Annotated in this window: 11 protein-coding genes and 1 tRNA gene; 9 read left to right on the plus strand and 3 right to left on the minus strand. The window is 40.3% G+C overall.

Going from position 1 to position 12,451, the window contains the following annotated elements:
- Positions 1 to 54 precede the first annotated feature (54 nt).
- From buk to ABIM45_01170, 9 genes are all read left to right on the plus strand, one after another.
- Positions 55 to 1,122 (plus strand): butyrate kinase, encoded by a 1,068-nt coding sequence (buk, locus tag ABIM45_01130; protein ID MEO0238519.1) that lies wholly within the window; start codon positions 55 to 57, stop codon positions 1,120 to 1,122.
- Positions 1,123 to 1,131: 9 nt separating this feature from the next.
- Positions 1,132 to 2,241 (plus strand): aminopeptidase, encoded by a 1,110-nt coding sequence (locus ABIM45_01135; GenBank protein MEO0238520.1) that lies wholly within the window; start codon positions 1,132 to 1,134, stop codon positions 2,239 to 2,241.
- Positions 2,238 to 2,741, plus strand: coding sequence for a hypothetical protein (locus ABIM45_01140; GenBank protein MEO0238521.1), 504 nt, complete (start codon positions 2,238 to 2,240; stop codon positions 2,739 to 2,741). The genes ABIM45_01135 and ABIM45_01140 overlap by 4 nt, the downstream gene beginning before the upstream one ends.
- A 35-nt stretch (positions 2,742 to 2,776) precedes the next feature.
- Positions 2,777 to 2,851 (plus strand) — tRNA-Pro (locus tag ABIM45_01145).
- Positions 2,851 to 3,528, plus strand: a complete 678-nt coding sequence (locus ABIM45_01150; GenBank protein ID MEO0238522.1) for a glycosyltransferase family 2 protein — start codon at positions 2,851 to 2,853, stop codon at positions 3,526 to 3,528. The genes ABIM45_01145 and ABIM45_01150 overlap by 1 nt, the downstream gene beginning before the upstream one ends.
- Entirely contained in the window at positions 3,513 to 4,280 is a 768-nt protein-coding gene (gene surE / locus ABIM45_01155; GenBank protein MEO0238523.1) for a 5'/3'-nucleotidase SurE, read from the plus strand. Before ABIM45_01150 ends, surE begins: the two co-directional genes overlap by 16 nt.
- A complete protein-coding gene (locus tag ABIM45_01160; protein ID MEO0238524.1) occupies positions 4,243 to 4,878 on the plus strand; it encodes a protein-L-isoaspartate(D-aspartate) O-methyltransferase in 636 nt (211 codons plus the stop codon). Before surE ends, ABIM45_01160 begins: the two co-directional genes overlap by 38 nt.
- A gap of 29 nt (positions 4,879 to 4,907) precedes the next feature.
- Complete coding sequence (locus tag ABIM45_01165) at positions 4,908 to 7,442, plus strand: M28 family peptidase (GenBank protein ID MEO0238525.1); 2,535 nt, start codon at positions 4,908 to 4,910, stop codon at positions 7,440 to 7,442.
- Positions 7,443 to 7,444: 2 nt separating this feature from the next.
- Entirely contained in the window at positions 7,445 to 8,317 is an 873-nt protein-coding gene (locus ABIM45_01170; protein MEO0238526.1) for a diacylglycerol kinase family protein, read from the plus strand.
- A gap of 2 nt (positions 8,318 to 8,319) precedes the next feature.
- Here the strand turns inward: ABIM45_01170 and ABIM45_01175 are convergent, their stop codons facing one another.
- The 3 genes from ABIM45_01175 to topA are packed head-to-tail and all read right to left on the minus strand — an operon-like array spanning position 8,320 to position 12,437.
- Positions 8,320 to 9,465: an N-acetyltransferase gene (locus tag ABIM45_01175; protein ID MEO0238527.1), complete on the minus strand. Its 1,146-nt coding sequence runs from the start codon at positions 9,463 to 9,465 to the stop codon at positions 8,320 to 8,322.
- Entirely contained in the window at positions 9,449 to 10,141 is a 693-nt protein-coding gene (locus ABIM45_01180; GenBank protein ID MEO0238528.1) for an HAD family hydrolase, read from the minus strand. Before ABIM45_01180 ends, ABIM45_01175 begins: the two co-directional genes overlap by 17 nt.
- Positions 10,119 to 12,437, minus strand: coding sequence for a type I DNA topoisomerase (topA, locus tag ABIM45_01185; protein MEO0238529.1), 2,319 nt, complete (start codon positions 12,435 to 12,437; stop codon positions 10,119 to 10,121). Before topA ends, ABIM45_01180 begins: the two co-directional genes overlap by 23 nt.
- Positions 12,438 to 12,451: the final 14 nt, after the last annotated feature.

The following is a 12,451-nucleotide window of genomic DNA, read 5'->3' on the forward strand; positions in this document are numbered from 1 at the left end:
CAATTGCTTTTCTTTATTCCTGTTTTTTCTATTATAATTTTTCAGGAGGTAGAGATGGGGTTAAAGATTTTTGTAATTAATCCTGGCGGCGGTTCAACGAAAGTTGCTCTTTTTGAAGATGAAAAACTGTTAAAATCTAAAGAGATCAGGCATCCTGTAGAGGAGTTGAAAAAATTTCCTGATACTATATCCCAGAGGGAATTCAGGTACCAGGAGATTTTAAAATTCCTTGATGAAGAGGGTATTTCTTTAAAAGAAATTGATGCTATTGCCTCGAGAGGCGGTCCTTTCAAAAGCCTCGAGTCTGGAGTATATTACGTGGATGAAAATGTAGTGAATGATGTCTTAAACGGTAGAGTACAGGCGGACCATCCCTCTAACCTTGGAGTGCTAATTGCTTATGAATTGGCAAAGGTTTCTGGGTGTCCAGCTTATTTTGTAGACCCTGTTTCCGTTGACGAATTCGATGATGTGGCGAGGTTGTCTGGTCTTAAAGAACTGCCTCGCAAAAGTTTGTTTCATGCTTTAAATACTAAATATGTTTCGAGAAAGCTTGCGGAAGAAATAGGAAGACCTTACGAATCTTTGAATTTGATTGTTGCCCACCTTGGTACCGGAATATCAATTTCTGCTACAAGACAGGGCAGAGTAATAGATGTTAATAATGCAAACGATGGTGGCCCCTTTAGCCCTCAGAGAACGGGAACGTTGCCAACTACCGGCCTCATTGAACTTTGCTATTCGGGAAAATATAGCAAAAGGGAAATGCTGAACAAAGCAGTAAGGTTTGGTGGACTTGTAGATTATCTTGGGACCGATAATCTTGAAGAGGTGATTTCTCGTATTGAAAAGGGTGATAGCTACGCAGACCTTGTTTACCGAGCAATGGTTTATCAGATCGCCAAGGAAATAGGTTCAATGGCCTGTGCCCTTAAGGGAAAGGTCGATTACATAATCTTAACTGGTGGAATGTCCAAATCTTGTAAGTTACAGAGAGACCTTCTCGAATATATCTCCTGGATTGCACCTGTAAAGGTTTATCCGGGTGAGAACGAAATGGAGGCATTGGCTTATGGGGTCATGAAAGTGCTTAAAGGTGAGATAATCCCTAAAAGGTATTAAGGAGGTGCTATGAACAGCCGTTACGTTGAAAAAATGGCAAAAGTTCTACTCGATTACTCTTTAGAAGTTAAAAAGGATGAAATTCTCATCATTAATTCATCTTACCTTTCCGAACCCCTCCTTTTGGAGCTTTACAAAGAGGCGCTTCTCAGGGGCGCTCATCCCGTATTAAAGGTTAGTTTGCCCGATTCATCTTACTACTTTTACAGGTATGCTCAGGAACATCAGTTGCGTTTCATACCACCCTGGTCAAAAGTGGAAATGGAAACGGCCAATTGTATTTTGAATATCATAGCTACCAAAAATTCGAAAGCCTTGGCGAATATTGATCCCGAAAAGATGCGTATTTCAAACCTCGCGAGCAAAGAATTGGTTGAGATCTTTGAAGAGCGTTATAATAGAGGTGAGCTCCGCTGGAGTGTTACCCTTTATCCAACAGCAGCGCAGGCCCAAGATGCAGAGATGTCTCTTCAGGAATTTGAAGATTTTGTGGTTAAGGCATGCCACTTAGATGAAGAGGATCCTGTTGAATACTGGAAAGGGGTTGATGAGAGGCAAAAGAAAATTGTGAATTTTCTCGAGAACAAGAGGGAATTTAGAATTATTGGCGAGGATACTGATATTGTGATTAGAACTGATGGAAGAAATTGGATTAATGCGTCCGGAAAAGAGAATTTCCCCGATGGAGAGGTTTTTACCTCCCCTGTGGAGAATGGGGTTAATGGAAAGATCAGGTTCAATTTACCCCAATATTATATGGGTAAAGAGGTAGAAGGAGTTTACTTAGAATTTAGGGACGGAGTCGTAATTGTGGCCAATGCGGAGAAGGGCGATTCCTTTTTGAAGAAAGTCCTGGAGACCGACGAGGGGGCCAAGAGGTTGGGAGAGTTTGCCTTTGGATTAAATTATGGAATACAAAGTATTTCCAAGAATGTGCTCTTCGACGAGAAGATCGGTGGTACTGTTCATCTTGCACTTGGGAGGGCCTTCCCCCAGGCTGGTGGAATAAATAAGTCAGTAGTACACTGGGATATGATTTACGACCTCAGAAAAAAGGGTGAGATTTATGCAGATGGTGAGTTGATTTATAAAAACGGTGAATTTGTGGTTGAGTTATGAGAAGATTTTTAGTCTTTTTTGTGATCTTTCTGTTTGCATGTGCGCCTAAGCAGGCTAAGATTGAAATCCTTTCCTTTAGTATAAGCGATTCTATTAGAGTTCACGATCCTGACGGAAATCCTGCCAATAGCTGGCTTGGGGTTTCAGACACTGTAATAACCTGGGATTCCACTCTTCTAAATGTTAAAGTTAGATATGAGGGAGCCACTGTTGGGTACCTCGATGAAATCGTATGGGTATTAAAGTCTCCTACCGGTGAAACGATTAACACCTTTGAGGCGCTCGTTTATCCACCTATACCCTTCGAAGATGGAGAGATTAAAAATCTTAAGTTTTACTTGTCCTTTGATAACAAGAGTGCCTTCAAAGTAGATTCCCTTTATGATGGCTCTCTCAATTATTTTGGGATTGGGAAAGTGACCGTTTATTTAACGGGAACCACTTACGAGCAATTTTTAAAAAGCGATAATATAAGCTTCGATTTGAAATTTGTACCTTGATTGAACAATGGTTGAGGGCTATAATTTTTATGCATCGGGGCGTGGCGCAGGTTGGTTAGCGCACCAGCATGGGGGGCTGGGGGTCGGTGGTTCGAGTCCACTCGCCCCGATGCTTAATTTTTTGATAATTATTCCCGTTTTCAACGAGGAAATCGTAATTAGGGATTTGATCAATACGTTGAAAGATTATGGACTTTTACAATTTTCTCTCTTTGTAGATGACGGTTCAACGGATAAAACCAAGGAAATTCTTGAATCCGAAGGCGCGCGATATATAAGCATCGGAAAGAATATGGGTAAGGGTTTCGCACAGAGAATAGGGTTCTTGGAAGCTTTAAAGAGTGGGGCAGATGTGATAATTACGATGGACGGCGATTTGCAACATCCACCGTCTTTAGTTTTTGAGTTTTTGAGAAAGTTAGAGCAAGGCTTTGACATTGTTATTGGAACAAGGTGGAGAGAGCTTAAAGAAATGCCAAGAGATCGCTATCTTTCCAACAGGCTTACTACCCTGGCTATTTCCTTGCTTTGTAAAAGGAGAATTGAAGATTCACAAAGTGGCTATAGAGCCTATAAAAGGGGAGTTATTGAGGAGATAGATTTCAAGTCTAATAAATTTGAGGCGGAATCAGAAATTCTTATTAAAGCCCTTTTGAAGGGCAAGAAAGTTGGTTATGTAAGTATACCTGCAAGGTACCACGACAAGCTGAGAAGCAAGATCAATAGGTTTGTGGATACTTTGAGATTTTTAAAAATGTATTTTGGACTCGTATGGAAAAAAAGCTAATTTTGCTTTCCAATGACGATGGTTTCGATAGTGAGGGCATAAAGGTCCTCCGAGAATATTTGCTTGAATTGGGAAAGGTTGTTGTATTTGCTCCTTCCTGTGAAAAAAGTGCATCCAGTCATTCTATTACCTTGAGGAGGGAAATTTCCGTTAAAGAAGTTGAAAAGGATATCTACGCAGTGGAAGGGACTCCTGTGGATTCGATTCTTATCGGGATATATGGTGTTTTACAGAAGAAACCGGATCTGGTTGTATCTGGGATTAATCTGGGTCAAAATCTTGGTGAGGACGTTTTTTATTCTGGGACAGTCGCTGCTGCTCGGGAAGGTGCAATGTATGGCGTTCCGGCATTGGCTGTGTCTCTCTACCTTCAGCGTGAGGATAAAGTTAAACACTACGAAACTGCCGCTCACTTTGCACAGAAGATTGCCAGATTCTTGCTTACTCACCGTCTAAATGGAGAGCTTCTTAATGTAAACGTCCCAAATTTACCACTAAGTGAGATAAGAGGAGTGAAGTTTACGAGGCTCTCCACAAGAATTTACAAAGATCCTGTGATGAAACTAAGGGAAAATATTTACATTATAGGAGGCGAACCCCTTTGGCAGCTCTCTAAGGGTACGGATTTAGAGGCGGTAATAAATGGGTACGTTTCTATCTCTCCCCTTTTAATTGACATTACGGACTATGAAAGGCTCGGAATATTACGAAAATTTGAGAAAGAAATTGGTGGAGGAACACCTGAAAGGTAGGGATATCTGGCATCCAGATGTCCTCAACGCCTTTCTTAAAGTTCCTCGGCATCTTTTTGTACCTGAAAACCTGCTGAGTGAAGCTTACGAAGACTATCCTTTACCTATAGGTTTTGGTCAAACTATTTCTCAGCCTTATATGATTGCTTATATGGTTCAGGCTCTTGAGCCATCGAAGGATTTAAAAGTTCTTGAAATAGGCACCGGTTCAGGATATACAACAGCCATCTTAGCCGAGCTTTTTAAAGAGGTTTACACCGTTGAAATCATTCCGGAGCTTTCGGAAAGGGCCCAGAGAATTTTAAAGGATTTATCTTATGACAATATTTTCTTTAAAATTGGCGATGGTACTGAGGGATGGGAAGAAATGGCTCCTTTTGATCGGATTTTGGTGACTGCTGCTGCTCCGGATGTGCCAGAACCCTTAAAAGAACAGCTTAAGGAAGAAGGCATTTTGGTAATACCCATCAGTAAAGGGTTTTCGGATGTATTGTATAAATTTGTTAAAAAAGATGGAAAGCTAAAAGGGGAGGAGCTTACTTACTGTAGTTTCGTTCCCCTGAGAGGTAAATACGGTTTTGGGGGAAGTAAATGGTGAATTGTAAAAGTTTAAGAAAGGGGGTATAAATGAGCGCTCTATTAGTCGCATTAATGCTGTCTATTCCCCGGTATCTGGTTGTTGATGCTAAGAGAATAGGTCTTGAATATCTGGAAAAACAGGGGGCAAAGGTAATCCAGCAGGTAGACAGTATAACTTACCTTGTGGAAGGCGAATTGGAAAAAATGGACTACTCTCCTTATGAAATTATCCTCTATAGGCCTATTGAAAAGGAAGTGAAGGGGCACTATAAAAGTGGAAAGTACTACATACCAGATTTGCCAGAGGTGTGGAATTATTTTAGCCTAATCAATGCAGACTCAATCTTTGGACTCCTAAATAGACTCGAAGCCTTCAAAACCCGTTATGCCTACACTGATTCCTGTAGAAGGGCAGAAGAGTATCTGGCTGGCAAGATACAAAATTATGTGAATCTTGGCTATATGTGGCCCTTTAACTATAATGGCACATGGATGAACAATGTTGTTGGTTTGAGAAATGGAGCGGTAAGTGATTTTATATTGATAACTTCTCATCTTGATTCTTATTCCAACGATCCGTGGAATAACGCACCAGGCGCCGATGACAATGGTTCAGGCACCGCTGTAGTTTTAGAATGTGCAAGAGTTTTAAGCAATGTTTCCTCCCCCTTTTTAACCCTTCAGTTTGTTCCTTTCTCTGCTGAAGAATTGGGACTTATTGGAAGCTATTATTATGCGGGGTATGTATCAAGTAATAATTTGCCTTTGCATGGTATTTTAAATTTTGATATGGTCGGTTTTAACCCTCAGGATGGTTATGATTTTGATGTAAATCTTGACACACTTAGTTTGTTTGGTCAGGTTGTTAGGTATGTGATTGACCATTATGTTCAGGGAAATAACCGTTATTCCTATTCCCCTTTTAGTGGGTCTGATCACTATCCCTTCGCAGTAAGAGGATATCCATGGGTTTTCTTGATTGAAGCAAATTATCAGTTGAATCCTAATTACCATCGAACAACGGATCTGGTTTCTACCCTTGACACCTTGCAAATGATAAACGCCACAAAGGTAGCGGTTGCCACCGCTCTATATTATTCCCTTCTGCCACTACCACCTGAGAGCCTCTTCGTGGGAAATTATGGTGACGGACATAGCGTTGTTCTAAAGTGGCCTCGTGTAAACGCTGAGGGTGTGAGTTATACCGTATACAGAGGAACTTCACCTACAGATCTTTCTTTTGTGACTGAGACCTCTGATACCTTCATTGTCCTTGAAGGGCATCAGGTAGGTGTTACTTATTACTATACTGTTCGATCTAAATACAACGGCAGAGAAGGGTTTGGTACCCCCATCAATGGGATCACCGTTGATTCAATACCACAAGCTCCTGTCTTAGTAAAGGCTCAGCCAGAAAGGGGCGCAATTACTTTGTTCTGGAAGGGGAACACAGAAGGGGACCTTTCCGGTTATAATGTTTACAGAAGTTCAGGTGGTAACTTTTTAAAACTTAATGAAAATCCCGTCGTTGATACTTTTTTCCAGGATAATTCTGCTACCTCTCCCCTTTGGTATAGTTATTACATTACTGCTGTTGATATAGATGGAAATGAAAGTGATTCGAGCAACATTTTGTCTGCCCGTCCTGTGACACTCAGTGAAGGGATTCTTGTTATTGATGATTTTCGTGATGGTAGCGGTAGCCCTATAGCCCCAAATGGCCAAATGCAGAGAAGTTTTGTGGACTCGATATTGGATTATGTGGGAGTTGATACTTTTGATATAATAGATGCAGCACAGGTAAGTGCAATTTCTTTATCAGACTTGGGGATTTATTCCTTAGTGTGGGTTATGAGTGATGATGCAAGCGAATACTTAGGAAGTAAGTATAGGAGCGCATTGGCTGAGTATATCTCTTTTGGTGGAAAAGTCTTGGTAGAGGGCTATAAAAATTCTCAGAATCTCGGAATTGTTTCCTCTTATCCTCAGGCTGTGAAACCCTCTAATTTATTCGGGTTACCATTGGACTCTGTTAAGCTAAATGGTGCTATTGACTTTCAGAGAGCTTATAACAGCGGGCTCGGGCTTGAGCTACGACCTGAACCTTCAAAGCTTTTACCTTCCTGGAATGGGAGAATGCAGAACATAGAAGTTTACGTTTCTAACTCTGTGGAGCCTCTTTTGTATTTTGATTCTTATAGAGACAGTGTAGGTTTTGAAGGCGGAATCTGTGCTTTCAAACTGGGAGATTCCCTTGTATATCTTGGATTTCCTCTTTATTACATGAGAACTCAGGATGTGGTGAATCTTTTTGCCTATCTTTCGAATACGGGATTTATTGGTGTAAAGGAAAACTTTGTGGAGAGGGCACCCCGTACATTTTATTCAGCTGGATATTTAGTTTTTGATAAAAATTTCGGTGAAGCCCTTGGTTATATTTACAATGCTTCTGGCAGGCGGGTTGTCAGTGGAAAATTCGTAGGCAATAAGTTTTATGCAGGTGAATTAAAGAGGGGTATTTATTTTTATGAAGTCAAGAGCGATGGCGTTGTTTATAGAGGCAAATTCATAGTACTGAGGTGACTATGGAAAGAGCAGTAATTATTGTTAACCCGGAGTCGAGGAATTCAAGGAAGTTTAAGGAAAAGCGCAGTGAAGTTTTAGAAAAACTGTTACAAAAATACGATGTTTATATATGGGAAACCGTAAAAGCTGGAGATGGCACGCGCCTTGCGGAGAGAGCGATGGAATTTGGGGCTTCGCTAATTATTAGTGCTGGTGGTGACGGAACGTTGAATGAAGTGGCAAACGCTTGTGCAGGAAAGGATGTAAAGGTCGGAATTTTGCCCTTAGGAATTACCAATGTTTTTGCTTTATCACAGAAGATACCAAGAAATGTTGAGAAGGCAGCGGAAGTGATTCTAAATGGAAAGATTAAAGAGGTGGATCTTGGTAAGGTCGTAGGGGGAAGATATTTTCATATGATGTTGGGCGCAGGAATTGATGGCTTTACTATAAAGGAGATGCCCCACGAGTTTAAAAAGGCTCTTGGTGCTCCTGCTCATGTCGTTATTGCCCTTGTGAAGTATCCTGATTATATGCCAGTTCCAATCTATGTTGAGATCGATGGACAGGATTTCGGAATCGGCTATCAAGTGGTGCTGGCAAATATTCCAAATTATGGCGGAAGGATGAAAATGGCCCCTGAGGCGCTTCCTGACGATGGTCTTTTAGATGTAGTGATATTCAGAGAAGCTGGCTTTATAAACGATATAAGCCATTGGATGGGGTTTCTTTTGGGTATCCATCATAAGATGGGAAGTATTGATATCCATCGCGGTCGAAATATAAGACTTTCCGGTAAAGGCGTTTATTACCATATAGATTCTGAGTTTGGAGGAGAGCTTCCTATCGAGGTGACCTGTGTTCCGAGAGCCCTTAAGGTAATAGTACCTTAGTATTAAATAAACTTCCTGTAAACTCTGTAAGTTTTGTACAATTTGCCTCTCATAAATTCCGTTGCTCTAATAATGAGGTAGTTGTCCTCCAGTAGCCAGGAGACTTCACAGTACTTGAATCTGTTCATAGCCAGAGCATCCTTCATTAGATGGTAGTAGAGGAGTGAATCTGCACCCTTTCTCCTGTAACCTTTCTTTATCCCCAGTGCAAGAAGTCTAAGACCGTCGACCTTTTTCAAACCTGTTAAGAATTTGATAAATCCGAAGGGAAAAAGCCTTCCATTGAGTTTTTTAAGGACCTGATTGATGTCTGGAATTATAAGTCCAAAGGCAGCTGGCACACCGTTGTACTCAACGATTTTCGTCAGTTCAGGTATCACAATTTGTTTTAAGCTATTGGCTAAGTGTTTTATTTCTTCTTCTTCGAAGGCTAAGGATCCCCAGTTTTGCTCCCAGGCGTCGTTATAGATGTCGAAGATGATCTTAACTTCTTCATCCAGCTTTTTCAGGTTTACGTTTCTAATAGTAAACCCATACTCTTGGGCTTTCTGTGAAAGCGGTTTTAACCTTGATTCAAGCTTGCCTACGAAATTTATGAATTCGTCGTCTATATTTATTATATAGGCAACAAGGTTCTTCGCCTTCTGGAAACCGTAGCTTTCAATAAGCTCAATATAATAGGGAGGATTGTAAGACATTCCCACCACTGGGGGGCGGTCAAACCCTTGAATTAATAGCCCACATTCATCATCGTTGGTATTGAAATTCATTGGACCATAAACCGTCTCCATGCCTTTTGATTTCAGCCATTCAATTGCTGCATCAAATAATTTGTGAGCGACCTCTTTATCGTTGATACATTCGAAGAAGCCGAAGAACCCCGCATTTTCGTCATGGATTTCGTTGTATTTCCAATCATAATGGGCGTCTATACGCCCTACTGGCTTTCCATCTTTGAAGGCCATAAAGTATTTCGCTTCCTGGTGTTTAAAAACGGGGTTGAGTTTGGGACTGAGTCTTTTAATATCTTCATCTATCAAAGGTGGAACCCAATTAGGGTCTCCTTTATAGATTTCCCACTCCAGAAGTACAAATTGTTTAAGTGCTTTTTTGTCCTTTGGGTCTATCTCCTTAATTATTACCCCCATTTTTTATCCCCCTGTTTAAAAGTTCCTGGTAAAGTTCCTTCCAGTTTTTGCATTCAACACCAAAGTGGATTGCATCCATTCCCACATTCTTCGCCCCTTGCACATCGTTAGCATAGGAATCTCCTACAAAAATTGCATCCTTTGGGCTTATCCCCAGTCTTTTTAAAGTTTCTTCAAAGATTTTAACATTTGGTTTTCCAAAGCCCAGTTCTTCAGAGGTCACAATCGCTTCAAAAATATCAATTATGCCGAGTTTTCTCAAGATTGGTTCGATAATTTCATTGTCGATGTTTGAGATTATGGCTAACCTAAAACCGAGTGATTTCAGTTTTAAAAGGGTTTCTACTGCGTCGGGAAAAGGTTCAGTAAATTCTTCATGGTATTTTAAGTAGAGTTCCCTAAAGGTTTCAAGGTGTTTAGGCGTTATGTTAATGTTTTTTGATTTAAGAAATTTTTCCACTGCTCTTGTATAAGCGTTAGAGAGATTTTCCCACCTTTCATGTCCAGTTTTAAGAACCTCTTTTATTTCGGCCTTTAAAAATTGAAACATTTCTTCAGGAGTTGACGGTATGTTAAACATGTTGATGAATTCCTTATAGAATGCGAGGTGAAGCTTATCATCAGATTCATCGGTCACTATGGTTCCACCAAAATCAAAGATCAGGACTTTTTTCATCCCTTTCCTCCTGTTCTATTTTGTGTTTGCAATGAGGACATTCGAGATAGGTTTTCCCTTTTTTATTTTTCTTTTCGAGCATTATGGGGTATCCGCATTGCGGACATTTCTTGTCCACAGGCTTATATTGTGTAATGAATTTACATTTTGGATAGTTACTGCATCCGTAAAAAACTTTACCTTTCGGCCCCTTCTTTTCAACGATTTCACCATCACATTCTGGACACTTTATTCCCAGGGTATAGGGTAGAGTGCCTTTACATTTTGGATAGTCGATGCATCGATAATATTTACCTTTTTTACCCTCTACTAAGATCATCGGCTTCTGACATATCGGGCATTTTTTATCTGTAACTTCACTTGCTTCTGCGGGTCTTGTGTATTTGCATTCAGGGTATCTTGAGCAAGCGTAAAACTTTCCGTATTTGCTCCACTTCAAAAGCAAAGGTGCACCGCAAAGGGGACATACCTCTTCGGTCTTCTGGAGTTCTTCTTTAATCTCCTTTATATTATCTTCAAAGGATTTTAAGTCTTTGCTGAACTCTGAGTAGAAATTTTTTAGTACGTCCAAAGCTTTTTTAGTGCCGTTTTCGATTTCATCCAGCTCTTCTTCCATTTTGGCGGTGAATTTTACTTCAAAGATATCTCTAAAACGGGAGACCAGAATGTCATTCACTTGAAGGCCCAGTTCAGTAGGAACAAGATATCCCTTTTCTTTTTTGATATATTTTCTTTCGTAGAGGGTTTCGAGGGTAGGTGCGTAGGTGGAGGGTCTCCCTATGCCGAGGTGTTCCATTGTTCTTATTAGTGAGGCTTCGGTGTATCTTGGCGGAGGCTCGGTCTGCTCGATTTTATAGTATGCATCAATTATATCAAGCAGTTCACCCTTTGTAAGTTCTGGAATATCCTCATATTGGGGAATTTCACCAAGAATTCTATAAAATCCTTCGAAGACTAATTTTTTCCCTCTTGCAATGAAGGTGAAACCATTAACCTCTAAATTTGCTTCTTTCGCCTCTTCTCGTGCATAGCTCCCCTGAGAGGCTATAGCTCTCTTCCATATGAGGCTATAAAGTTTTTGAAAATCACCCTCTATTTTTCCTGTAAGAGACTCAGGTGTTAATTCGGGATGGGTTGGTCTTATGGCTTCGTGAGCTCCCTGTACCAATTTACCTCCTGTTTCGTGGTTTATTGGTGATGGTGGTAAGTATTCAGGTCCGTAGATTTCTTTTATGAAAGATCTTATAGCCGTTACCGCTTTTTCAGAGAGTCTCAGTGAGTCGGTTCTCATATATGTTATTAATCCGAGATTTCTTCCATCGATTTCGACACCTTCATAAAGCTTTTGGGCTATGGACATGGTCTTACCAGGACTGAATTTATATCTTTTTGATGCTTCCTGCTGAAGAGTCGAGGTTTTCAAGGGAGGATAAGGTTTCACTTGTAATAATCTCTTTTCAAAAGATGACACAATGGCTTTTTTGCCCTTAAGTGAGTTTATTATCTCATCAGCTTTTTCTTTACTTTTTATCGGATCTTCTGTCTTAAGCGTTGCTTCAAAGGTTTTACCGTTTTTTGAAAGCAAGATTTTGATGACGTAATAGGTTTCCTTTTTAAAGGCTTGCCTTTCCCTTTCTCTTTCACAGATAAGTCTTAAGGCAACGGTTTGGACTCTACCTGCAGATAAACCCTTTCTTATTGTTTTCCAAAGCAGAGGACTTACAAGGTATCCCACTAATCTATCGAGAATTCTGCGGGCCTTCTGAGCTTCTACCTTGTTTTCGTCAATATCTCCTGCGTTTTGAATTGCTTTTATGATTTCATCTCTTGTTATTTCAAAGAAAAGTGCTCTCTTAATTACCTTATTTTTTGCCTTTTTCTCAATTTCTTCCTTTATGTGCTTCGCTATTGCCTCACCTTCCCTATCGGGATCACTGCCTATGTAGATTTCTTCTGCTTCCTGAGATTTCTGTTGTATTTGTTTTACTACCTCTCTCTTTTCTGGAAGTACTATAATTTTAGGCTCGAATCCTGCCTTTATATCGACACCTAAGGTATTTTCCGGGAGGTCTTTAATATGGCCCTTTGAGGCAATAACTTCGAATTCTCTGCCAAGGTAATTTTTAATGGTCTTAGCCTTTGTAGGGGATTCCACTATTAATAGTTTCTTTGCACCTATTTGGGCCTTTCCTGCCTCAATAGGATCGCTTTTCCCTTCCTTTTTCTCAGCCTTTTGCTTGGAAACGGATTTCGATGTTTTTTCGCCAGATTTTTCTGATTTTTTCTTTTCGGGCATGGTTTAATTTTAAA

Source organism: candidate division WOR-3 bacterium, assembly GCA_039803545.1.
Taxonomy (GTDB): domain Bacteria; phylum Hydrothermota; class Hydrothermia; order UBA1063; family UBA1063; genus UBA1063.